Source organism: Kribbella sp. NPDC020701 (assembly GCF_055562215.1).
The window spans coordinates 224616-246841 of the sequence record NZ_JBVHFT010000015.1 but is presented as its reverse complement, the minus strand read 5'-3'; the positions used below and the strand labels follow the sequence as shown (position 1 = coordinate 246841).

At 68.1% G+C, this 22226-nt stretch carries 26 protein-coding genes and 1 riboswitch; of the genes, 17 read left to right on the top strand and 9 right to left on the bottom strand.

Annotation, left to right across the window (positions count from 1 at the left end; all coding sequences use genetic code 11):
* Positions 1 to 79: 79 nt before the first annotated feature.
* Complete coding sequence (locus ACZ3HV_RS32160; RefSeq protein ID WP_465689766.1) at positions 80 to 922, bottom strand: NAD-dependent epimerase/dehydratase family protein; 843 nt, start codon at positions 920 to 922, stop codon at positions 80 to 82.
* 138 nt (positions 923 to 1060) lie between these two features.
* On the opposite strand from ACZ3HV_RS32160, the gene ACZ3HV_RS32155 reads away from it, so the two are divergent.
* The 3 genes from ACZ3HV_RS32155 (at position 1061) to metH (ending at position 6786) form a co-directional block, all read left to right on the top strand.
* Positions 1061 to 2467 (top strand): MFS transporter, encoded by a 1407-nt coding sequence (locus tag ACZ3HV_RS32155; protein WP_465689764.1) that lies wholly within the window; start codon positions 1061 to 1063, stop codon positions 2465 to 2467.
* Positions 2464 to 2997: a TetR/AcrR family transcriptional regulator gene (locus ACZ3HV_RS32150; RefSeq protein WP_465689762.1), complete on the top strand. Its 534-nt coding sequence runs from the start codon at positions 2464 to 2466 to the stop codon at positions 2995 to 2997. The genes ACZ3HV_RS32155 and ACZ3HV_RS32150 overlap by 4 nt, the downstream gene beginning before the upstream one ends.
* An 82-nt stretch (positions 2998 to 3079) precedes the next feature.
* Positions 3080 to 3157, top strand: a riboswitch (S-adenosyl-L-homocysteine riboswitch).
* Positions 3158 to 3180: 23 nt separating this feature from the next.
* On the top strand, positions 3181 to 6786 hold the full coding sequence (metH, locus tag ACZ3HV_RS32145; protein WP_465689761.1) for a methionine synthase: 3606 nt from the start codon (positions 3181 to 3183) through the stop codon (positions 6784 to 6786).
* Here metH and ACZ3HV_RS32140 read toward each other — a convergent pair.
* The gene (locus ACZ3HV_RS32140; RefSeq protein ID WP_465689759.1) at positions 6708 to 7109 is read right to left on the bottom strand and encodes an FAD-dependent monooxygenase; all 402 of its coding nucleotides are present in this window, start codon (positions 7107 to 7109) and stop codon (positions 6708 to 6710) included. The two genes, metH and ACZ3HV_RS32140, sit on opposite strands and share 79 nt — an antisense overlap.
* A gap of 81 nt (positions 7110 to 7190) precedes the next feature.
* Between ACZ3HV_RS32140 and ACZ3HV_RS32135 the strand changes: the two genes are divergently transcribed.
* From ACZ3HV_RS32135 to ACZ3HV_RS32115, 5 genes are all read left to right on the top strand, one after another.
* Positions 7191 to 7649 carry a MarR family winged helix-turn-helix transcriptional regulator gene (locus tag ACZ3HV_RS32135; protein WP_465689757.1) on the top strand — a complete coding sequence of 153 codons (459 nt, stop codon included), beginning with the start codon at positions 7191 to 7193 and terminating at the stop codon, positions 7647 to 7649.
* A gap of 39 nt (positions 7650 to 7688) precedes the next feature.
* The gene (gene sigJ, locus ACZ3HV_RS32130) at positions 7689 to 8546 is read left to right on the top strand and encodes an RNA polymerase sigma factor SigJ (protein ID WP_465689755.1); all 858 of its coding nucleotides are present in this window, start codon (positions 7689 to 7691) and stop codon (positions 8544 to 8546) included.
* Position 8547: 1 nt separating this feature from the next.
* Complete coding sequence (locus tag ACZ3HV_RS32125; protein WP_465689753.1) at positions 8548 to 8907, top strand: DoxX family protein; 360 nt, start codon at positions 8548 to 8550, stop codon at positions 8905 to 8907.
* The gene (locus ACZ3HV_RS32120; protein WP_465689751.1) at positions 8904 to 9380 is read left to right on the top strand and encodes a GNAT family N-acetyltransferase; all 477 of its coding nucleotides are present in this window, start codon (positions 8904 to 8906) and stop codon (positions 9378 to 9380) included. The genes ACZ3HV_RS32125 and ACZ3HV_RS32120 overlap by 4 nt, the downstream gene beginning before the upstream one ends.
* A 101-nt stretch (positions 9381 to 9481) precedes the next feature.
* The gene (locus tag ACZ3HV_RS32115; protein ID WP_465689749.1) at positions 9482 to 10333 is read left to right on the top strand and encodes an HAD family acid phosphatase; all 852 of its coding nucleotides are present in this window, start codon (positions 9482 to 9484) and stop codon (positions 10331 to 10333) included.
* A gap of 24 nt (positions 10334 to 10357) precedes the next feature.
* On the opposite strand, the gene ACZ3HV_RS32110 is transcribed toward ACZ3HV_RS32115, so the two are convergent.
* Complete coding sequence (locus tag ACZ3HV_RS32110) at positions 10358 to 11029, bottom strand: TetR/AcrR family transcriptional regulator (protein WP_465689747.1); 672 nt, start codon at positions 11027 to 11029, stop codon at positions 10358 to 10360.
* A 97-nt stretch (positions 11030 to 11126) separates the two neighbouring features.
* Between ACZ3HV_RS32110 and ACZ3HV_RS32105 the strand changes: the two genes are divergently transcribed.
* Positions 11127 to 12068: an SDR family oxidoreductase gene (locus ACZ3HV_RS32105; RefSeq protein WP_465689745.1), complete on the top strand. Its 942-nt coding sequence runs from the start codon at positions 11127 to 11129 to the stop codon at positions 12066 to 12068.
* The gene (locus ACZ3HV_RS32100) at positions 12065 to 12826 is read left to right on the top strand and encodes a methyltransferase (protein ID WP_465689744.1); all 762 of its coding nucleotides are present in this window, start codon (positions 12065 to 12067) and stop codon (positions 12824 to 12826) included. The genes ACZ3HV_RS32105 and ACZ3HV_RS32100 overlap by 4 nt, the downstream gene beginning before the upstream one ends.
* Here the strand turns inward: ACZ3HV_RS32100 and ACZ3HV_RS32095 are convergent.
* Entirely contained in the window at positions 12819 to 13346 is a 528-nt protein-coding gene (locus ACZ3HV_RS32095) for a GNAT family N-acetyltransferase (RefSeq protein WP_465689743.1), read from the bottom strand. The two genes, ACZ3HV_RS32100 and ACZ3HV_RS32095, sit on opposite strands and share 8 nt — an antisense overlap.
* A gap of 60 nt (positions 13347 to 13406) precedes the next feature.
* On the opposite strand from ACZ3HV_RS32095, the gene ACZ3HV_RS32090 reads away from it, so the two are divergent.
* A complete protein-coding gene (locus ACZ3HV_RS32090; protein WP_465689741.1) occupies positions 13407 to 13703 on the top strand; it encodes a YciI family protein in 297 nt (98 codons plus the stop codon).
* On the opposite strand, the gene ACZ3HV_RS32085 is transcribed toward ACZ3HV_RS32090, so the two are convergent.
* On the bottom strand, positions 13700 to 14242 hold the full coding sequence (locus ACZ3HV_RS32085) for a dihydrofolate reductase family protein (protein WP_465689739.1): 543 nt from the start codon (positions 14240 to 14242) through the stop codon (positions 13700 to 13702). The genes ACZ3HV_RS32090 and ACZ3HV_RS32085 overlap by 4 nt on opposite strands.
* Positions 14243 to 14303: 61 nt before the next feature.
* On the bottom strand, positions 14304 to 15266 hold the full coding sequence (locus ACZ3HV_RS32080; protein WP_465689737.1) for a polysaccharide lyase 6 family protein: 963 nt from the start codon (positions 15264 to 15266) through the stop codon (positions 14304 to 14306).
* A 156-nt stretch (positions 15267 to 15422) separates the two neighbouring features.
* Here ACZ3HV_RS32080 and ACZ3HV_RS32075 point away from each other — a divergent pair, with 156 nt between their 5' ends.
* Together ACZ3HV_RS32075 and ACZ3HV_RS32070 are read left to right on the top strand one after the other, a co-directional pair.
* Positions 15423 to 16232, top strand: coding sequence for an SAM-dependent methyltransferase (locus tag ACZ3HV_RS32075; RefSeq protein WP_465689735.1), 810 nt, complete (start codon positions 15423 to 15425; stop codon positions 16230 to 16232).
* A gap of 163 nt (positions 16233 to 16395) precedes the next feature.
* Positions 16396 to 17289: a DUF3800 domain-containing protein gene (locus ACZ3HV_RS32070; protein WP_465689733.1), complete on the top strand. Its 894-nt coding sequence runs from the start codon at positions 16396 to 16398 to the stop codon at positions 17287 to 17289.
* On the opposite strand, the gene ACZ3HV_RS32065 is transcribed toward ACZ3HV_RS32070, so the two are convergent.
* On the bottom strand, positions 17253 to 18008 hold the full coding sequence (locus ACZ3HV_RS32065) for an SDR family oxidoreductase (protein ID WP_465689731.1): 756 nt from the start codon (positions 18006 to 18008) through the stop codon (positions 17253 to 17255). The genes ACZ3HV_RS32070 and ACZ3HV_RS32065 overlap by 37 nt on opposite strands.
* A gap of 177 nt (positions 18009 to 18185) precedes the next feature.
* Here ACZ3HV_RS32065 and ACZ3HV_RS32060 point away from each other — a divergent pair, with 177 nt between their 5' ends.
* From ACZ3HV_RS32060 to ACZ3HV_RS32050, 3 genes are all read left to right on the top strand, one after another.
* A complete protein-coding gene (locus tag ACZ3HV_RS32060; protein ID WP_465689729.1) occupies positions 18186 to 18557 on the top strand; it encodes a YciI family protein in 372 nt (123 codons plus the stop codon).
* A 2-nt stretch (positions 18558 to 18559) separates the two neighbouring features.
* Entirely contained in the window at positions 18560 to 18937 is a 378-nt protein-coding gene (locus ACZ3HV_RS32055; RefSeq protein ID WP_465689727.1) for a VOC family protein, read from the top strand.
* 129 nt (positions 18938 to 19066) lie between these two features.
* Positions 19067 to 19648 (top strand): adenylate kinase, encoded by a 582-nt coding sequence (locus tag ACZ3HV_RS32050; protein WP_465689725.1) that lies wholly within the window; start codon positions 19067 to 19069, stop codon positions 19646 to 19648.
* A 16-nt stretch (positions 19649 to 19664) separates the two neighbouring features.
* On the opposite strand, the gene ACZ3HV_RS32045 is transcribed toward ACZ3HV_RS32050, so the two are convergent.
* Positions 19665 to 20297: a hemerythrin domain-containing protein gene (locus tag ACZ3HV_RS32045; RefSeq protein WP_465689723.1), complete on the bottom strand. Its 633-nt coding sequence runs from the start codon at positions 20295 to 20297 to the stop codon at positions 19665 to 19667.
* A 50-nt stretch (positions 20298 to 20347) separates the two neighbouring features.
* Between ACZ3HV_RS32045 and ACZ3HV_RS32040 the strand changes: the two genes are divergently transcribed.
* A complete protein-coding gene (locus ACZ3HV_RS32040; protein WP_465689721.1) occupies positions 20348 to 21418 on the top strand; it encodes a lipoate--protein ligase family protein in 1071 nt (356 codons plus the stop codon).
* Here the strand turns inward: ACZ3HV_RS32040 and ACZ3HV_RS32035 are convergent.
* Entirely contained in the window at positions 21402 to 22217 is an 816-nt protein-coding gene (locus ACZ3HV_RS32035; protein ID WP_465689719.1) for a PhzF family phenazine biosynthesis protein, read from the bottom strand. The genes ACZ3HV_RS32040 and ACZ3HV_RS32035 overlap by 17 nt on opposite strands.
* Between the last annotated feature and the right edge of the window lie 9 nt (positions 22218 to 22226).

The following is a 22226-nucleotide window of genomic DNA, read 5'->3' as shown; positions in this document are numbered from 1 at the left end:
GCTCCTCCCCAAGAGCGCCGGGCCCGATCACCACGTCCAGCCGCAGCCCCAACTCCCCGCCACCCTGCGCGGGTCGGGGTCAGTTGAGGAAGTCGGTGCGCCAGGTTGGGTGGATGGGGGTCCAGCCCAGGTTGGTGCGGGCGTGGGTGTTGGAGGCGCCGCGTGCCCACGGTGTGCGGGTCGCGGCGGGGGTGGGGGACGGTGCGGGGGCTCCGATGGATTCGGTGAATGTTGGGAGCCAGGTGGTGGCGGGGGCTGGGTCGTTGTCGACGATGTTGACTGGGCCGGTCGGCCAGTGGAGGGCGGCTGCGGCGGCGTGGGCTGCGTCTTCGACGTGGAGGAAGCTGGTGATGTCGGGGCCGGTGGGGAGGTTGCCGGTGACGGCGAGGTCGGCCATCAGGCCGCCCTTGGTGTACCAGGTGTTGGGTCCGTAGAGCATGCCGTAGCGGAGGGCTACCCACTCCGGAGCTTCGGCGGTGATGGATTCCAGCTCCGCGACTGCCTCGACTGATGCGCGCCGGCCGCCATTGGCGGCGGACAGGTCGAAGGGTGTGGATTCGATCGCGGGGGTGTCGCCGGGTTCGTAGGCCCAGGCGATGCTTTGCGAGATCACGCGGCGGGCGCCGGCGGCCAATGCGGCGTCGACCAGGTTGCGGGTGCCTTCGCGGCGGATGCGGGTATTGGCGGCGAAGTCGCGCGACGTCAGGTCGGTCAGCTGATGGATGACCACCTCAGGCCGCGCCGCGGCGACCACAGTCCGCAGTGCGGGAGCGTCGTACACATCCGCGACGACGGTCCGCGCGTCTGAACCCACCGCACGCTCCCGGCGGCTGAGGGCGGTCACTTCGTGGCCCTGGGCAACCAAGAGCGGGACGAGCAGCCGGCCGACCACGCCGGACGCGCCGGCGACAAAGATCCTCATGCCATCACCGTAGGGAGCAAACCCACGGCGGCCGTGGTCCAGTTGGTGAGCGGTTTCCTGGGCCACTTCCAGCCGAGGTGAACGGTCGTTTACCCTGAAAGAAAGTAAACAGATGTTCACCGCCGTGAGGAACCCAGCTTGACCGTCCGCCCTGCCGTCCATCCACGCCTGATTCTAGGCGCGCTCGCCTTCTGCGGCGTCCTCGTCTCGATCAGTCAGACCATCGTCGTACCGCTCCTGCCCGAGCTGCCCAAGATCACCAACAGCCCCGCCTCCGACGTCAGCTGGCTGATCACGGTGACGCTGCTCACCGGTGCGGTGTTCACGCCGCTGCTCGGGCGGGCCGGTGACATGTACGGCAAGCGCCGCGTACTGCTGATCGCGTTGTCGTCCATGGTGATCGGCTCGCTGCTCTGCGCCAGCAGTTCCGAGCTGCGGGTGCTGATCGTCGGCCGGGCGTTCCAGGGCGCCGCGATCGCCGTCGTACCGCTCGGCATCAGCATCCTGCGCGACGAGTTGCCCCCGCGCCGGGTGATCCCGTCGATCGCGATCATGAGCTCGACCCTCGGCGTCGGCGCGGCATTCGGGATCCCGGCCGCGACGCTTGTGGTGGAGTACGCGAACTGGCACACGATGTTCTGGATCAACCTCGGCCTCGGCCTGCTCGACATCGTCCTGGTACTGCTGATCGTGCCCGAGTCCGCGGTCCGGACCAGCGGGCGGTTCGACGTTCTCGGCGCGCTCGGGTTGAGTGCGTTCCTGGTCTGCCTGCTGCTCGCCGTCTCCAAGAGCAACACCTGGAGTACGGCGTCCATCGCCGGACTGTCCGTCGTCGCGATCGCGATCATCCCGCTCTGGGTCTGGTACGAACTGCGGACCACCAGCCCACTCGTCGATCTGAGGGTGTCGGTGCGCCCCGCCGTACTCTTCACCAACCTCGGCGCCCTGCTGATCGGGTTCTCGTTCTACGCCAACTCGCTATCGACCGCGCAGCTGGTCCAGGAGCCGACGTGGACCGGGTACGGGCTCGGCGAGTCGATCGTGGTGAGCGGCCTGTGCCTGCTTCCCGGTGGTGTCGCGATGGTCCTACTGTCGCCGGTGTCGGCCCGGATCTCGAACGCGCGCGGGCCGCGGTTCACGCTGGCGATCGCGTCGGTGCTGATGGCCGCCGGGTACGTCGTCCGATTGTTCACCAGCGGCAATGTCGCCGGGATCGTGGCCGGGGCGACCGTGGTGTCGGCCGGAACCGCAGTGGCGTACTCGGCACTCCCGGCCCTGATCATGCATGCTGTGCCGGTGACCGAAACGGCCGCGGCGAACGGCCTCAACACCCTGATGCGCACGATCGGCTCCGCGATCTGCAGCACGATCGTGGCAACGGTGCTGGCCGGAGTCACGATCAACAAGGCCGGTCAGGTCGCGCCAGCGCTGTCGGCGTACCTGATCGTCTTCGTGATCGCCGGCGTCGCCGCCGTGGTCGCGGCCGGTCTGGTGCTGCTGATCCCGGTACGGCGTCCCGCGCCGGTCGAGGTGGGTACGTCGTGACGGACCCGGGCCGGACCGCGATCCTGAGGGCCGCGCGGAAGGCGTTCGCGCGCCAGCCGTACAACGCGGTCACACTGCGCGGGATCGCCGCCGACGCCGGTGTGAGCGCCGCACTGATCGTCAAGCACTTCGGCAACAAGGAATCGCTGTTCGAGCAGGTCGCCGACTTCAGCGACGCCGCCGAGCTCCTGCTGGCCGCGCCGGACCAGGAGCTCGGGCGGCACGCCGTACTCACGCTGGTGAACTACCGCCGCGACAACAACCAGGACCTGCTCGTCCGAGTCATCTTCGCGGCCGGTAGCGGTGACGAACGCGCCTTGATCCGTGAGCATTTTCGCGACCAGGTCATCCGTGCCGTCGCCCTCCGCCTCACCGGCCCGGACGCCGAGCTCCGAGCCGGCCTGATCACCGCCCAACTGCTCGGCCTCGGCGCCGCCATGGCCCTGGACAAAACCGGCCCGATAGCCACCGCGACCCCAGAAGCAATCGCCAACCTCTACGCCCCACCCATCCAAAACCTCATTTACTAGCCCGCTCACGGGTTGGGCAGGGGTCTTAGGATGTGGACAGGGGTGCTTGGTTGAGCGTGTGACGCCGCTAACATGGGGCAACCAGGCCGAGAGGCGCTGCAACGGACCCAGGTCCGCCACGCTCGACCTGGAGCACTGACTGCAAGGGCGCCTCCGGAATCTTTTTTCTGGAGGGGACGGCAGATGAGTGAAACCGCGCTGAGGGAGCTGCTCGATCAGCGAATCGCGGTGCTCGACGGCGCGTGGGGCACGATGCTGCAGGGTGCCAAGCTCAAGCCCGAGGACTTCCTGGGCGACCGCTTCGGCGACCACACCCACGACGTCACCGGTGACCCCGACCTGCTCAACCTGACCCGGCCGGACGTGATTCTCGACGTCCACCGGCAGTACCTCGCGGCCGGCGCCGACATCACCACCACCAACACCTTCACCGCGACGAGCATCGGTCAGGCCGACTACGGCCTGCAGGCGTTCGTGCGGGAGATGAACGTCGCCGGCGCCCGCCTGGCCCGCCAGGCCGCGGACGAGGTCGGCGGCAAGTTCGTGGCCGGTTCGATCGGCCCGCTCAACGTCACGCTGTCACTGTCCCCGCGGGTCGAGGACCCGTCGTACCGGGCGGTGACTTTCGAGCAGGTGCGGGACGCGTACGCCGAGCAGATCTCCGCGCTGGCCGAAGGCGGCGTCGACCTGCTGCTGATCGAGACCATCTTCGACACCCTCAACGCGAAGGCGGCCGTCGCCGCGGCCCGCGAGGTCGCGCCGCACCTGCCGCTGTGGATCTCGGTGACCATCGTCGACCTCAGCGGCCGGACCCTGAGCGGCCAAACGGTCGAGGCGTTCTGGAGCTCGATCGAGCACGCCAAGCCACTCGTCGTCGGCGTCAACTGCTCGCTCGGTGCCGCCGAGATGCGCCCGCACGTGGCCGACCTGGCCCGGTTCGCCGACACGTACGTCGCCTCGCACCCGAACGCCGGCCTCCCGAACGCCTTCGGCGGGTACGACGAAACGCCGGAGCAGACCGCGGGAATGCTCGAGGAATTCGCCGAGTCCGGACTGGTCAACATCGTCGGCGGCTGCTGCGGTACGACGCCGGCCCACATCGCGCGGATCGTCGACGCGGTCAAGGAGCTGACCCCGCGATCCGTCGTACCGGCTGACAACACCACCCGGTTCTCCGGGCTGGAGCCGTTCAAGATCGTGCCGGACACCGGGTTCGTGATGATCGGCGAGCGGACCAACGTGACCGGGTCGGCGCGGTTCCGCCGGCTGATCGAGGGTGACGACCACCAGGCCGCGGTGGACGTGGCACTGGAGCAGGTCCGCGGCGGCGCGAACCTGCTGGACGTGAACATGGACGCCGACCTGCTCGACAGCGAGCAGGCGATGACCACCTTCCTGAACCTGATCGCGACCGAGCCCGAGGTGGCCCGGATCCCGATCATGATCGACAGCTCGAAGTGGTCGGTGCTGGAGACCGGGCTGAAATGCGTGCAGGGCAAGGGCGTGGTCAACTCGATCAGCCTGAAGGAGGGCGAGGAGGAGTTCCTCGAGCGCGCCCGGCGGATCCGCGGCTACGGCGCGGGTGCCGTGGTGATGGCCTTCGACGAGCAGGGCCAGGCCGACACGGTCGAGCGCAAGGTAGCGATCTGCGGCCGGGCCTACGACTTGCTCACGCAGAAGATCGGCTTCCCGCCCGAGGACATTATCTTCGACCCGAACGTGCTGGCCGTCGCCACCGGCATGGCCGAGCACAACGGCTACGCCAAGAACTTCATCGACGCGCTTCCGCTCATCAAGGAACGCTGTCCGGGCGTCCACATCAGCGGCGGCATCTCGAACCTGTCGTTCTCGTTCCGCGGCAACGACATCGTCCGTGAGGCGATGCACTCGGCCTTCCTGTACCACGCGGGCAAGGTCGGCCTGGACATGGGAATCGTCAACGCCGGCCAGCTCGCGGTCTACCAGGACATCCCGGCGGACCTGCTGGAGCTCGTCGAGGACGTGATCTTCGACCGGCGCGACGACGCCACCGACCGCCTGGTCAGCTTCGCCGAGAACGTGAAGGGCAAGGGCACCAAGCGCGAGGTCGACCTGTCCTGGCGTGAAGGCACTGTCGAGGAGCGGCTGTCGCATGCGCTCGTGCACGGCATCGTCGACTACATCGAGGCCGACACCGAGGAGGCCCGGCAGCAGTTGCCGCGGCCGCTCGAGGTGATCGAGGGCCCGCTGATGGACGGGATGAAGATCGTCGGCGACCTGTTCGGCGCCGGCAAGATGTTCCTCCCGCAGGTGGTGAAGAGCGCCCGGGTGATGAAGCGGTCGGTCGCCTACCTGGAACCGTTCATGGAGGCCGAGAAGGAGCAGGCCCGGCTGGAAGGACGCGCCGAAGCGGTCCGCGGCCAGGGCAAGATCGTGATGGCCACGGTCAAGGGCGACGTGCACGACATCGGCAAGAACATCGTCGGCGTCGTGCTCGGCTGCAACAACTACGAGGTGATCGACCTCGGCGTGATGGTGCCGGCGGCAAGGATCCTCGACACGGCCGTTGCCGAGGGCGCCGATGCGATCGGGCTGTCCGGGCTGATCACACCCTCGCTGGACGAGATGGTTGCCGTCGCCTCCGAGATGCAGCGGCGTGGGCTCAAGCTCCCGCTGCTGATCGGCGGCGCGACCACGTCGAAGCAGCACACCGCGGTCCGGATCGCTCCGGCGTACGACCGGACGACGGTGCATGTGCTGGACGCGTCCCGGGTGGTCGGTGTCGTCTCCGACCTGCTCGACGAGGAGCGCGCCGAAGCGCTTGCCAAGAGCAACAGCATCGAGCAGGAGCGGCTGCGCGAGCAGCACGCCAACAAGCAGCGCAGCCCGCTGCTGACGATCGAGCAGGCCCGCGCCAACAAGGAGCCGGTCGAGTACGGCGAACTCCCGGTGCCGGCCTTCACCGGACTGCGCCGTGTTTCTCCGAGCATCGAGACGCTGCGGGCGATGGTCGACTGGCAGTTCCTGTTCCTGGCCTGGGAGCTGAAGGGCAAGTACCCGGCGATCCTCGACCAGCCGGTCGCGCGGGAGCTGTTCGACGACGCGAACACGTTGCTGGACGAGATCATCGCGAACGGCTCGTTCACCGCCGAGGGTGTGTACGGGTTCTGGCCCGCGCACAGTGCGGGCGACGACATCCTGCTGGACGGGCTGGACGTGTCCTTCCCGATGCTGCGGCAGCAGACCGAGAAGCCGGCCGGCCGGCACAACCGCTGCCTGGCCGACTATGTCGCGCCGGCCGGTGATCACCTCGGTGGCTTCGGCGTCGCGATCCACGGTGCCGAGGCGCTGGCCGCGTCGTACGAGGAACGCAACGACGACTATCGGGCGATCATGGTGAAGGCCCTGGCCGACCGGCTGGCGGAGGCCTTCGCCGAGTGGATCCACCTGGAGGCGCGGCGGGGGTGGTTCGAGCCGGACGCCGAACCGGTGCTGGAGGATCTGCACGCGGAGCGGTTCCGCGGGATCCGGCCCGCGCTCGGTTACCCGGCCAGCCCGGATCACACCGAGAAGCAGGAGCTCTTCCACCTCCTGGAGGCGGACAAGCTCGGCCTCGGCCTGACCGAGTCGTTCGCGATGACGCCGGCCGCGGCGGTCAGCGGCCTGATCTTCGCGCACCCCGCGTCCCGCTACTTCAGCGTCGGTCGCGTCGGCCGCGATCAGATCGAGGACTACGCCGTACGGCGTGGCCTGTCGGTCGACGAGGTCGAGCGCTGGCTCCGTCCGAACCTGGCGTACGACCCGGCCTGATACTTCTCGATGGTGTCGAGCGGTCCGCGGGCCGCGACGTAGCCGTCGGGCCGGACCAGCAGTGATTGGTTGCCATCGGCTACCACTGTCCAGTCCGGTCCGCGGTGAACGCCGCCGGGTGCGCGCGTACCGGCGTGGTCGGTCAGGTTGAGGGAGCTGTCCGGGTAGGCGATCGTCAGGCCGGTGGTGAATTCGTCGGTCAGGTTGCGCAGGGCGTGGGAACCGTTGTTGTCCGCCGCCGCTTGCATCATGCCACGGCGGGCGAGGTCACAGGCGAGGGTCAGGCCGGTCGGGCCGGCGCCGACGATGAGGACATCGATCATGGTAGTTACCTAACTTAGGTAGGCTTATGGGGATGCGAGGAACATATACCTAACTTAGGTAACTATTCAAGCGAGGTCTCGATGGAGAACGTGCTGGCCGAACTGCTGCCGCAGCTGACCCGGCTGAGCAACACGCTGGGCCGGGGGCGTTTGTACGAGCGCGCCCGGGCCGGAGCCGGGGTCACGCTGGAGCGGCCGGCGATGACGATCCTGATGATCCTCAACGCGGCCGGCGAACCCCTGCGGATCGGCGAGATCGCGCACCGGATGCAGGTCGAGGGACCACATGTCACCCGGCAGGTCCAGGTGCTCGAGAAGGACGGTTTGGTGGAACGCGTGGTCGACCCGGCCGACGCGCGCGCCCGGTTGATCGCCCTCACCAACCGCGGCCAGGACGCGGTGAGTCAGTACCTGGCCGTCGTCCTCGGCTGGTTCGCCGAGGCCCTGTCCGAGTGGCCCGCCGCCGACCGCCGCGACCTGACGCGTCTCCTCGCCCGCATGGTCGACGACCTCTCCATCCACCTCGCCTCCCTCGACTGATGTCACACTTCCGGGCCCGGACGACTCTTAGCGGGTGTGATGACCAACGATGAGACCGAGGTGTTCCTCGCCCAGCGCGAGTTGCTGTTTTCGATCGTCTACAACATCCTCGGCAGCGTCGCCGACACCGAGGACGTGCTGCAGGAGACCTGGCTGGCGTGGTCCGGACGGTCCGGAGTGGAGAATCCGCGCGCCTATCTGGTCCGGATCGCGGTGAACGCTGCGCTGGCTCGCCGTACGGCGATCAACCGGCGCAAGGAGGAGTACGTCGGGCCGTGGTTGCCCGAGCCCGTGGTCACGCCGGCCGATCCGGCCGAGCGGGCCGAGGCGGTGTCGCTGGCGGTGCTCGTCGTACTCGAGACCCTGACGCCGTTGGAGCGAGCGGTCTTCGTGCTGCACGAGGTGTTCGGGTACGCGCACACCGAGATCGCCGAGATCGTGGATCGCACCCCGGCGGCCGTCCGGCAGTTGGCGCATCGAGCCCGAGAACACGTGCAGGCGCGGCGACCCCGGTTCACTGCGGATCCGCACGTCCGGTTGGAGGTGACCCAGCGGTTCATCGACGCTGTGGTCGGCGGGGATCTGGATGCGTTGATGGAGGTGCTCGCACCGGACGTCACGTTGTGGGCCGACGGTGGCGGCAAGGCCCGAGCGGCCGGCCTTCGACCGATGCTGGGCCGCGACATGATCGCTCCGCTGATCATCGGCGACGGACGGCGGCGGCCGGTCGCGTCACTCGGCGTTCAGTACCGGACGATCAACGGTGATCCGTCGGCGCTGCTGCTGTCGGGTGACACGCCGTTCGCTGTCATCGTGCTGGAGGTCGAGGGCAACCAGGTGACGGGGATCTACGCCGTCACCAACCCGGACAAGCTCGCGCGGCTGGCGGTGGACTGAGATGACCGCTGTCGCCGTTGCCGTTGTCGCCGTGACCGTTGCCTTGAACGCCTTCTCCGGAATCGCGGCCCTCCTGCACTGGCAGGCGATTCTGCCCGGCATGGCGAAGGCCGACGTACCGGAGTCATGGCTGACGTTCCCGATCGGGACGTTGAAGACCGCCGGGGCCGCCGGGCTTCTCGCCGGTTTGATTGCGGGGCTTCCGGTGCTGGTGGCCGCTGCCGCGATCGGGCTGGTGCTGTTCTTCGTGTGCGCCTTGTACACGCATGTGCGAGCCGCGGATTTCACCGCGCAGTTCGGGCTTGCGGTGTTCTTCCTGGTCATGGCGTGTGCCTCGCTGGTGCTTACCCTGACTCCATGACTGTGACCGTGCGCGCCGCCGTACCCGATGACGCTGATGCCGTTGCCGCGATCTGGTACGCCGGGTGGGGGGACGGGCACATCGGGCATGTGCCGGAGGAGTTGGTGGCGATCCGGACCAAGGAGTCGTTCTGGACCCGGGCCGCGGACCGGATCGCCGACACAACGGTCGCGGTCGTCGGCGACGAGGTGGCCGGGTTCGTGATGGTGGTGGGGGATGAGGTCGAGCAGGTGTACGTGTCGCGCGATCATCGTGGATCCGGAGTAGCCGGGACGCTACTCAGTGAAGCCGAGCGGCAGGTGAAAGCCCACGGACACAGGGAAGCGTGGCTCGCGGTCGCCACCGGCAATGCCCGCGCCAGGCGCTTCTACGAGCGCAGTGGCTGGGCCGACGGAGGTGCTTTCGACTACCCGGCCACCGTCGAGACCGGGACGTTGCCGGTGCCGTGCCACCGCTACGTGAAGCAGGTCTGAAACGGAGGATTCCCCTGAAGTTGAGGGTGTGAGCGGGTGTATTGGTGCCGAATGGAGTTAGTTTGCCCTGGCAAGCATCAGCTCGTTTTGGAGAGGTCACCATGGTCATCCGTTCCTGGCGCCGGCCGTCCCGTCGAGTGGTTCTGACCGGCGTCGCCGCTGTCGCGATGGCGTCCGTCGTCGGTGGAGTCGCGTACTCGGCCGGGGCCGCGTCGCCGCAGCCGGCGATTCAGACGTCGACGCCGCGCAGTGAGAAGCAGGTCACCAACATCGACGTCCTGCGTCAGCAGTTGCGCAACTACTACGGCGATCCGCTCGGCAGCGGTACGTTCGCACCGGACAGCAACTACGCCAAGGAAGCGCGCTCGGTCGCCGCCGCGGGCACCCGCTGGATCTCGGCGTCGCATCACACCAAGAAGACCAAGGCGATCCTGCTCGACGTCGACGACACCTCGCTGGCGACCTGGAACTACGAGATCTTCAGCAACTGGGCGTTCAACCCGGCGACCAACGCGGACTTCGTGCTGAACCAGCGGTTCCCCGCCGTACCGGGCATGGTCGACCTGGTGAAGACCGCCGAGCGTGAGGGCTACGCGATCTTCTTCCTGACCGGCCGCGGTGCCGCGCAGGAGCAGGCGACGCTGGGCAACCTGACCGCGGACGGCATCGGTGTCGACGCGGGCTACCCCAAGCCGACCGCCCTGAGCAACGGTGAGGACGGCCTGTTCACCAAGCCGGCCGTCGCCGACTACCCGGACTACCTGAAGCAGGCCTGCGCCGCCGACCCGAACGGCTCGTGTACGACGATCCACTACAAGTCGGCCACGCGCGCGCACATCGAGTCCCTCGGCTACGACATCGTGGCGAACTTCGGCGACCAGTTCTCCGACCTCAAGGGCGGCTTCGCCGACCGCACCTTCAAGCTCCCCAACCCGAACTACTACCTGCCGTAACACCCTCGGGCGCCCCCGCCTCTATTAGGTGAGGCGGGGGAGTGCGCCCTGCAGGAGGAGCCAGAGATTGTCGCGCAGCGCCGGCTCGAACTCCATCTGGACCGTACGGATCAACGGGTCCGCCTCGTACGCGGCGACGATCGCCGGAACGGGATGTGAATGGGTCCAGATCGCGCCGGCGAGCATGCTCGCGGCGGCGATGAAGCGGCCCGCTCCCTCCGCGCCGAGCTCCGGTACGGCGCCGACGACCACCTCGATCATCCGCGCGTACGCGACCGCGGCCGAGCGCTTGAACGTCAGCGCTGTCTCGGTCGAGATGTTCCGCTCCAGCACCGAGGCCTGCGCGCTGATCAGATCGCACAACACCGGCCGCCCGGCCACCGTGCGTACCACAGCCTCCACCAACTGCTCCGCCCGCTCGTCCAGCGGAGTCGTGGCAGGGATGTCCGCCAGCGCGGCCGCAAGTTCTTCTACCCAGCTTGTGATCTCCGTGCTGGAGAGCTCGAGCAGCACAGCCTCGCGGGACTCGAAGTAGTTCAGCACGTTCGACTTCGCCAGGCCGACCCGGCGGCTCAGCTCGTTCAGGCTGAGGTCCGCGACCGGCATCTCGGTCAGCATCGTCGCCGCCGTCGCCAGGATCGCGGTCCGCCGGACCGCCCGCTGCTCCGCGCTCCGCGCGCGCTGGAATGTCGTCACGCTCACATTCTACAGACCGTCGGTCTGTTGTTATCGGACCAGCGGTCTGATAACGTCGATCTCGTAACAGACCACCAGTCTTTTATGAGGAGCGGATATGTACGACGTCCCCGACCAGAGCGGCAAGCTCGTCGTCGTCACCGGCGCCAACAGCGGCACCGGCAAGGAGGCCACCAAGCGCTTGGCCGCTGCCGGCGCGCGGGTGGTGATGGCGGTCCGGACCCCGGCCAAGGGTGAAGCCGCCAAAGCCGAGATCCTGGCCGAGCACCCCGACGCCCGGCTCGAGGTCCGCCGGATCGACCTCGCCGACCTGGCATCGGTCCAGGAGTTCGCCGAGAAGCTCGCCGCCGATGAGTCGCAGCTCGACCTGCTCGTGAACAACGCCGGCGTGATGCACCCGCCGACCCGGATGGCCACCAAGGACGGCTTCGAGCTGCAGTTCGGCTCGAACTTCCTCGGACCGTTCGCGCTGACCGTCCGCCTGCTGCCGCTCGTTCTCGCTGCGCCCGCGCCGCGGATCGCGACGATGGCCAGTGGTGCGGCGAACTTCGGCCGGATCCACTTCGACGACCTGCAGTGGGAACGTCGCTATCGCCGGATGGCGGCGTACTCGCAGTCCAAGCTCGCCAACCTGATGATGAGCAACCACTTGGCCAGGCTGTCCGCCGAGCGCGGTTGGGGCCTGCTGAGCGTTGCCGCACACCCCGGTTTCACCCGCACCAACCTGCAGACCGCCGGTGCGTCGCTCGGCCGGGAGCGGCCCTCGCGCCTCATCCTGCTGAGTGAGCGCTTCAACCCGCTGCCGTCCCAGGGTGTCGAGGTCGGCACCGAGCCGCTCCTGTTCGCCGCGGCCAGCGCGGATGCCCAGCCGGGTGCGTACTACGGCCCGTCCGGCCGGCTCGGCCTGGTCGGCCCGACCAAGCTGGTCACCGCTCCGAAGAACGCCCTGGACCCGGAGTCCAACGCACGGTTGTGGAAGGTCGCGGAGGGGCTGACGGGTGTTTCCCTGCCGTCATCCGGTCCTATCCTGCGCAAATGAATGAGTGGTCGAGCGGGGAGATCTACGAGTCGTACGTCGGCCGCTGGAGCCGGGTGGTCGCCAAGGAGTTCGTCGGCTGGCTGGACCGGCCGACGGGCTTGCGCTGGCTTGATGTCGGCTGCGGTACGGGCGCCCTGACCGGCACGATCCTGCGGACGGCGGACCCGGCGTCGGTGCTCGGGACCGACCCGTCGGCCGGTTTCGTCGAATACGCGCGGGAGTCCGTCCGCGACGAACGGGTGAGCTTCGAGGTTCGCTCGGCCGCCGAGCTCCCCGACGGCCCGTACGACGTGGTCGTCGCCGGGCTGGTGCTCAACTTCATCCCTGAGCGGGTCGAGGCGCTGCGCCGGATGCGGGAGATCGGTTCGACGGTCGCGGTCTACGTGTGGGACTACGCGGACGGCATGCAGTTGATGCGGTACTTCTTCGACGCGATGCTCGAGCTGCGCCCAGAGGATCGCCACCACGACGAGGGCGTCCGCTTCCCGTTCTGTACGGCGGAAGGCCTCGAGGAGCTGTTCCGTGAGGCCGGATTCTCCACGGTCCGCACGCGCGAGATCGTCGTACCCACGGTGTTTTCGTCGTTCGACGACTACTGGCACCCGTTCCTCGGTGGGACCGGCGTGGCGCCGGCCTATCTGCGTTCCCTGGACGAGCCGGACCAGGATGCGCTGCGGGAGGCGGTGCGATCGCGGTTGCCGATCGAGGCGGATGGGTCGATCCGGTTGACCGCGCGGGCGTGGGCGGCGGTCAGCTGAGGTAGTCGCCGCGGAGCAGCCCGAACAGCAGATCGTCGGTCCACTCACCCTTGAACCAGGTGTGCGATCGCCGCAGTCCTTCGCGCTGGAAGCCGACACGCTCGAGCAGCCGGGCCGACGCGGTGTTGCGGGCATCGCACTCGGCCGAGACCCGGTGCAGCTCGCGCTTGACGAAGAGATGATCGAGTAACCCGCGCACGGCCTCGGTCGCGTAGCCCTGGCCTTGGTACTCCGAAGCCAGGGTGAAGCCGAGCTCGGCCTGCTTGAGGTTCTCGTCCAGGTCGAGGCCGAGATCCCCGATCAGTACGCCGTCCAGATCGACGGCGTACTGGAACCAGCCAGGCGCTTCCGGGTCGCCGGTGGCGAACTCGTCGACCTTCCGGATCGCGTCGGACGGCGGCACCGGGGCGTCCCACGACTGGTACCGGGCGACGTCAGGATCCGACCGGTACGCCGCGAACGCCTCGGCGTCGCCATGGGTGAAGCGGCGCAGGGTCAGCCGCTCGGTGCGCACGAACATCGGGCCTTCATGTCAAAACCGCGGCCTCGACTCCGTCTTAGGAGTGAGAGGAGTGCGCCGATGAAATTCCTACTGATCCTGCAGGGTGACGCAGACCCGTGCCTGCGCCGCGACGACTTCGAGCGAGCCGCGTACGACGCCGGCGAACTGGTCGGCGGTGAGGTCCTCGCGCATCCACAACTGGCCGTCCACCTGCCCGATCGGGCAGGACCCGCGCCCATCGACGCCTACTACCTGATCGACGTCGAGACTCATGATCGGGCGCTGGAGCTCGCCCGTCTGCTCCCCGACAGCCGAACTCCGGGCCGATGTGTCGAGATCCGGGCCGTCATGCAGACGACCGCCACGGACTTCTAGCGAGTCACCGTGAACCAGAGGTTGGTCGCCGAGGGGTTCTCGGTGCAGCTGATCCGGTCGAGGCGGACGGTTCGGCCGCCGGGGTGGTCGAAGAGGCGGGTGCCGTCGCCGAGCATGACCGGGGCATAGATCAGCAGGACCTCGTCGAGTTCGCCGGCTTCGATGCACTGCTTGGCGATGCCGGCGCCGATCACGTTGACGTACTTGTCGCCGGCCGCCTCCTTGGCGAGGGCGAGTGCTTTCGGGAACTGGTCGACGTACGTGATCTCGGGCTCGGGTAGGGCCGGAGGGCGGTGGGTGACGACGAACATCGGTCCGCTCCACCCACCGCCGAATGCCTGCCCTTCGCCGGTTTCGCCCTTGTGCGGGTCGTCGCCGTCGTGTGAACGGCGGCCGATCAGCAGTGAACCGATCCGGGGGACCAGTTCGTCGACCTCGGGGTTGGGGCCGAGGTACGGGCGCATCCACTGCATGTCGCCGTCCGGTCCGGTGATGAAACCGTCGACCGACATCGTCACCGAATACAAAACCTTCGCCATCGAGACCTCCAGGGCTCGCTCATCGGGTGTTGGTTGTTGAGACGAGCGAGCCGGAGAAAACTCATCGCGAGGCAGGACCTACGTCTGCCGGGGTGAGGGGGCGGTTGCGGGCAGCAGCCTGGCTGTACTCGTCGGCGCCGACATCGGCTCGGCCGGTGCGGGGCTGGTCGTCGAGGTCGCGGGTCACGGTTGGATAGGTCTTGCCGGCGGCGTTGATCGCAGGACTGCCCGGGGTGAGCCGGCGGATCCCGTCGGAGCCGGTGGCGAGTTTCGGATCCTTGCGGCTGAAGCCCGACGCCGGGATGTTGCCGTCGGCCGCGGCGCCCCAGCACAGGTTGCCGGACCAGCTGATGCCCTCCTGGTACGGCATCGACACCAACTGCTCACCCTCATTGCCGACAAGAAGATTGTCGGCAATCGTGCAGCCCAAGGGTGGCAGGGTGCGCTGGGATTCGCCGCTGATCGCCGTACCGCAGGACTGGATGGTGTTGAGGGCGATGGTCACCCGGTCCGGTGCGTCGTTGCCGCGGCGGCTCTCCGGCGAGTCCTCCGGCTTGTGGTCGCGGACGCTGCCGCTGCCCAGCACGATGCCGGATCCGCCGATCTGCTCGGTGTAGTTGTTCACCACCAGGTGGTCGTTGCCGTAGATCCGGATTCCGTTGCTTCCGGCAAGGATGAAGTTGCCGTCGATCCGGGTCTTGTTGCCGTGCCGCAGCACGATCCCGCCGAGGCTGTCCCGGATCGTGTTGTGCCGGATCGTGTTCGCGGACGACTTGACCGAGATCGCCTCCGGATCGCCGTCGCACCGCTCGAACAGATTCTCCTCGACCACCGCACTGGCATCGCTCAGCGACCGTCCGCTCAGTCCGAGGCGGATCGGCTCACCACCGTTGTCCCCGGCGAAGGTGTGGTCGGAGAAGTAGTTGCGGACGATGTGTACGCCACGGGCCATGCCGTCGGAGCCCGGTCCCTCGACCCCGAGGAACACGCCGAGGGTCGACTTCCCGCGCGCAGATCTTGGCAAGCGCTTGCCAGGGAACTGGTCCGGATCTCCCGTGGGGTGGGACGGGCCGGGCCGGGGTTCCGCGACGCAGCCCTGGCGCGACCGTGGTACGGGCTGGCGGTAGCCTTCCGGACAAATCGACGTTTTCGGATTCGGGAAACGAGGTGGATCGAGGCGATGCCGGACCGGGACCAGGTGATCGACCTCGAGCGGCCGTCCGAGGCGCGGCTGTACGACCTGTTCCTCGGCGGCAAGAACAACTTCGAGGTGGAACGCCGGCTGTTCCAGGACCTGGTCAAGATCGCGCCCGAGGCGCCGGAGCTGGCCCGGGAGAACCGGCGCTGGCTGACGGAGGTGATCGGCCGGCTGAGCACCGACGGGGTCCACCAGTTCCTCGACCTCGGCGCCGGCCTGCCGACCCGGCAGAACACCCACGAGATCGCCGTCCGGGCGAACCCGAGAGCGGCCGTCGTGTACGTCGACAACGACCTGACCGCGATCTCCCACGGTCGAGCGTTGCTCGCCGACGACCGCACCAGCTACTTCGTCGGCGCCGACCTGACCGATCCGGGCGCCGTTCTCAAGGACCCGGCCGTCACCGGCGGACTCGACCTGACCAAGCCGGTCGGGATCATCCTCGGGCTGGTGCTGCACTCCATCTCGGACACGGACCGGATCGAGCGGGTGATCGCGGAGTACCTGGCCGCCGTACCGTCCGGGTCGTACCTGGCGCTCTCCCATCCGCTCAACCCACGCGACGGCAGCCGGCTGGCCGAGTTCTCGACCGCGATGGAGGAGAAGCTGCAGGAAGCCTTCCCGCAGGTACGGTTCCGCACCTGGCACGAGGTGGCGGGCTTCTTCGCGGGCCTCGACCTGGTGGAGCCGGGGCTGGTCGACCTGACCGCCTGGTGGCCGAAGGCCGACCAGAACCTCAGCCCGGCCGGCGCGGGCCAACTCATGCTGGTCGGACTCGCCCGCAAGCCCTGAGCCTGGAAATCACTGGTGCGGTCAGCCCTTCGCGGCCGATGATGGGTCGCATGTCCACCAAGGCCGCTGCCGCTCACTGATCAAGCGTTCCTTCGCCTGATCAAGCCCGTCGTGACGACGGGCCCCGCAGCGTGCAGTCTCTCAGCCTTGGAGTCCTATCCTGATGACCATCTTGTCGTCATGGGTCGAGATCGCGTGTGACGAGTCCGGATTCTCCGGGACCAACCTCCTGGACCCCGCCTCGCCCGTGATCACCCATGCCAGCGTCGATCTCGCCGTACCCGCGGCCGCCGAAGTGGTCGCCGTACTGCGATCCCGCTTCCGCAGCCGATCCGAGTACAAGTCCAACCAACTGCTGCGCCCCGAGCAGCGGTCCGCGCTCGAGTGGTTCCTCACCACCCTGCGTGGGCATGCGCACGTCCACGTCATCGACAAGACCCGGTACGTCGCCGCCCGGGTCCTCGAGCTGTTCACCGGCGAACCGTCGTACGGCGATGGCACCAGCCTGGCCCGGGATCACTCCGACGCCATACTCGCTCTGCAGCGGCGGACCGGATTCCTGGCGGCGTTCGTCGACCTGACGCGGACGAAGCGGGTGCGGTTGATCGACCATGTGGCGATCGAGCGGTTCTTCACGACCATGCCCTCCGACGTACCCGAGTTGCGTGCGGTGACGCGGGCTCAGGTGGAAGACGTGGTGCTGCGGCTGATCGACGACGATCCGGCGATCCCGCCGCCGCTCGAGCCGCTGGTGCCCGCGCTCGCCGAGACCGTGCTTTTCTGGAGCGCCGGGCAGCGGTCGGTCGCCGTGGTGCACGACGAGCAGAGTGCCCTGACGCCAGGTCGCATGGCTCGGTTGGCGACGTACCTCGCCGAGGCAGTGGCTCCTGCGCCGCCGCCACTGCTCTCGGTCACACAGGTCGACTCGAAGCACGACCCGCGAGTACAGGTGGCGGATCTCCTGGCCGGAATCGCCCGCCGCCGATCTCCGGAGCTGGTCGAGTTGCTGGAGCCGTACCTTCAGATCTGCGCGGACAGGAAGTCTTCCCAGGTGTGAGTGCCGACATCGGCGCCGGACAGGGTGAGGTTTCCGCCGGCCCGGTAGACCTTGCCGACCTTGCCAGGCACGTGGATCGGCAGCGAGAGGCGGTGCTTGCCCTTGGCCCGCAAGTAGTCGCGGGCAAGCTCGCCCAGGCCGTAGACCTTGGGTCCCACCAGGTCAGGGACGAGTCCGGCCGGCTCGCCGAGCGCCAGCCCGACCAGACGCTCCGCCACGTCCCGCGCATCCACCGGCTGGAACCGCACTCCACCAGGAACGGGCAGCACCGGCAGCTTCGCCATCGCCTGTACCGCCTTCAGCACGAAGTCGTGGAACTGCGCTGCCCGCAGCACTGTCCACGGCACCGACGACTCCCGTACTGCCTGCTCCGCACCCAGCTTCGACTTGAAGTACGTCAACGGCAGCTGATCCACCGCCGTCACCGAGATGTGCACCAGATGCCGCACCCCGGCCCGCTCCGCCGCCCGCACCAGATTCCGCGTCCCGACGTCGTCCCCCTTCGGCCCACCCGCCAGATGAACCACAACGTCGATCCCGCCCAGCGCGTCGTCGATCCCCTCATCCTTCAGCAGATCCGCCGCCACATACTCGACGCCGTCACCACCATCCCGCGCGTGCCGACTCAACACCCGCACCTTCCACCCCGCCGCCTGCACCAACGGCACTACCTGCCGCCCCAACGTGCCGGTCCCACCAGTCACCAAAATCGTGCTCATGACGTTTTCTCCACTCGTCGCTCCGGTTCTGACACGCTGACGAATCCCGGCCGGGTGAGTGTGACTGGATGTGAGCCGTGATACACCCGGGAGAAATGTCGAGCCTCCGGCGGGGTCTCCGACGTCACGGTTGCCGGGCGCAGTACGGCGTACCGGTTGAGCGCAGTGGAGGTTGTCATGAAGTACGTGGTCCTGATCCACTCCAACCCGCAGCCGTGGGGGCACCCGACGATCGACTTCACCGAGGTGGGCCGGGCGATCCCCGCGGACGAGCGGGAGGCGATGGGCAAGGAGTTCGACGCGCTGCTGGCCGAGCTGTCCGCGTCCGGTGAGCTGGTCAGCGGGCTGGCGCTGGATGCGCCGGGGTCGGCGCGGATCTACCGGTGGGAGGGGAAGAAGCCGGTCAGCACGGACGGGCCGTACGCCGAGGCGAAGGAGCACCTGGCCGGGTTCTTCATCCTCGACTGCGCCACCCGGGAGCGTGCCGAGGAGGTCGCGGCCCAGTTCGCCGGCCCCGGCGACACCGTCGAGCTTCGCCCGGAGATGTGACGGTGGCCGGCGGGATCAGGCTCAGTTCGCCGACGATCAACTGCCCGGACGCGGTCGCGCTGGCCGGTTTCTACGCGCAGATCACGGGTGGTCGCGTCGTGTACACGGACCCGGTCTGGGCGACTATGGACGGGGCGGGCGGCCGGATCGATTTCCAGACGGATCCGGCGTACGTTCCGCCGACCTGGCCGGAGCCGACGGTCCCGATCCAGTTCCACCTCGACTTCTCCGTCGAGGACCTCGCCGCAGGCGAGGCGACGGTGCTCGCGGCCGGCGCGACCAGGTACGCGCACCAGCCGAACGCCGATCACTGCCTGGTCTTCGCCGATCCCGCCGGCCATCCGTTCTGCCTGTCCACCTGGGATTTGCTCGAGAATTAGCGTTTTCGGCCTGCTCGGGACACTTCCGCGCGGTGTGACGCGTCTGTGCGGGACGGAGTGACGTACGCCGTACCGCACAGACGAGGTCTCCCCTACCCTGTTGGACTTACCGAGAGTAAGGGGGTTGCCGTGACCACTATTGTCCTGATGGGACCGCCAGGGGCCGGCAAGGGAACGCATGCCATTCACCTCGCCGGACGGCTCGGTGTGCCCGTCATCTCCACCGGCGACATCTTCCGCGCCCACGTCGCGGAGGGGACCGAGCTCGGCCGGACCGCGCAGGGCTACCTCGACGCCGGTGAGTACGTCCCCGACGAGGTCACCAACACGATGGTCCGCGACCGGCTCGCCGCGGCCGACGCCCGGGCGGGGTTCGTCCTCGACGGCTACCCGCGGACGCTCGACCAGGCCGGCGTACTGAAGGAGATCCTCGCCGGACAGGCCCGCCGGCTCGACGCGGCCGTCGTACTGCGGGTCGATCCCGAAGCCCTGGTCCACCGGCTGCTCCGGCGCGCCGAGATCGAGCACCGGTCCGACGACACCGAGGACGTCATCCGTCGGCGTTTCCAGGTGTACGAAGCTCAGACCGCGCCGCTCATCAGCTTGTACACCAGTCACGGGATCACGTACGAGGTCGACGCCTCAGCCGACATCGACACCGTCCGCAGCCTCGTCCACCAGGTAGCCGACCGCCTAAAACCCGCAGCCTGACCGGTTCAGGCACCCATCAGGTACGCCAGACCGGGGCTACTGATTTGCGGTAGGAGCGGCCGAAGACGCCGGTGATGAGGACGAGGACTGGTTTGGGGATGGTTCCGGTGATGGCTGCGGTCTCTTCGGAGGCTGCGCCGTCGAGGGCCCAGGCGAAGAAGGTGCCGCCTTGGACCGGGCCGACCTTGGCGAACTCGCGGCCCATCGCCTTGATCTCCGGCGAGTCCTTCTTCGCCAGGTAGACCGGCTCGATCTCCGCCTCTTCGTGCTCTAGGTGCTGGACCGTGACCCGCTGCAGCTCCTGCATCGCGGCCAGTGCGGCCGCCGCGTCCTCGGCACTCGCAGACCCGCGCAGCGCTGCCATCGCGGTCCGCGTGCCGGCCAGTGCGGTAGCCATCGTGTCGTGCTCCGCGTCCATCTGCTTCAGTACGTCGTGACTCACCCCGACCGCTTCCAGCGCCGGCCAGGCGATCTCGTGCTCACCCTCGTGATGCCGCGTCAGCTGGTCGTCGAAGTTCGCCCACGCGGTCGCCAACTGTTCGGCCCGCTGCCGATTCCCGGCCGGAAACCGCCCCAGTGCGTCAATGAAGCGCCCCAGATCCCGTCGGAACGCCGCGTGAATCGCCTTGTTCATGCTCATCTCCGCCATAACCGGGAGTGTAGGACCGAACCGGTGCGGGGCGCGGAACATTCACCGGCGTGATCAGGTTGCTGGTGGATATGCATGGTGAGTACAAAGTGCCGGGCGGGAAACTTGTCGTCGCCGATCTGGAGGTCGTCGACGAGCACGTACGGCGGGCGCAGATCAGTGGGGACTTCTTCCTGGAGCCCGATGACGCGCTGGAGCGGATCAACGGGGCGCTCGCCGCTCTGCCGGTCGCCACTCCGGCTGCTCAGATCGCGGCTCGCGTTCGCGCCGTACTGGGTGATGGTGTCGAGATGCTCGGGTTCTCACCGGATGCCGTAGCCGTCGTCGTACGGCGTGCGCTGAGCGGGGCGACCGGGTGGCGGGATCACGAGTGGGAGTTCGTGCACGACGTACCGCGGGAGCCCGCGTTGCAGATGGCGCTCGACGAGGTGCTGACCGAGCAGGTCGGTTCCGGTGAGCGCGCGCCCACGCTGCGGGTGTGGGAGTGGGCGTCGAACGCGGTCATCATCGGCAGCTTCCAGTCGCTGCGCAACGAGGTCGATCTGGAGGGCGCGGCCAAGCACGACGTGACAGTCGTACGGCGGATCAGCGGCGGCGGGGCCATGTTCGTCGAACCTGGCAACACGATCACGTACTCGCTCTACGTCCCTGAGTCCCTGGTGTCCGGGCTGTCGTTCGTCGAGTCGTACGCGTTCCTCGACGACTGGGTGATCGGCGCGCTCAACGATCTCGGGATCGCGGCGACCTACCAGCCGATCAACGACATCACGTCGCCGGCCGGGAAGATCGCCGGCGCCGCGCAGAAGCGGTTCGCGGGTGGCGCCGTACTGCATCACGTCACGATGGCGTACGACATGGATGCCGCGAAAATGCTGGAGGTCCTGCGGATCGGCCGCGAGAAGCTGTCCGACAAGGGGGCTACGAGCGCGAACAAGCGGGTCGATCCGCTGCGTAGCCAGACGGGTCTCGAGCGCGCGGACGTGATCGACCGGATGGTCGACTCGTTCCGGAATCGCTACGGCCTTCGCCCGGGCACGATCGACTCCGGCACCGTGGAGGTCGCCGAGGACCGCGTCACCGGGAAGTTCGGCACCGAGGAGTGGCTTACGCGGGTTCCGTGATCGGTACGGCGTTGCCGCTCACGCGGACCCTGGTGTCGTCGGCACGCAGCTCGACCTGGATCAAGCTGGGGCGACCGAGATCGTCGCCCTGGTGGAGAGTCAGCGTCGTCGGCGGCTCGACCACGCCGAGCTCCCGCAGGTAGGCCCCGAACGCAGCCGCCGCGGCACCTGTCGCCGGGTCCTCGACCACACCGCCCACCGGGAACGGATCCCGGACGTGAAAGGTGGTGGGGGATTCGCGCCACACCAACTGCAGTGTCGTCAGGTCGCGCTCGAGCATGTAGGCGAGCAGCCGGTCGAACTCGTAGTCGAGGTCGGCCAGTCGTTGCCGGGTCGACGCACTCACGACGAGGTGGCGCGCTCCGGCGTACGCGACGTACGGCGGCAGCTCCGGGTCCATCTCAGCCGCCTGCCAGCCGAGGATCTGAAGTACCTCATTGACGTCGTCCAGCGCTTCGACGTACGGCTCGACACTGGTCAGAGTCGCTCGGAGGTTGTCGTCCACTGTGACCGGGACGATGCCGGCGGGGGTGGAGAAGACGAGCTCACCCGGACCGATGCGTTCGGCGAGGGCGACCGCGGTGGCGACGGTCGCGTGTCCGCAGAACGGGACCTCCGCCTTGGGGGAGAAGTACCGCACCGATCTGTCCGTGAGGAAGGCCGTCTCGGAGTAGCCGATCTCGGTCGCGATCGCCTGCATCGCCTGATCGTCCAGACCGCTCGCATCGAGGACCACCCCGGCCGGGTTGCCGCCGGATGGATCCGTGGTGAAGGCCGCATAGCGCAGAACCGTCGTCATACGGCCATT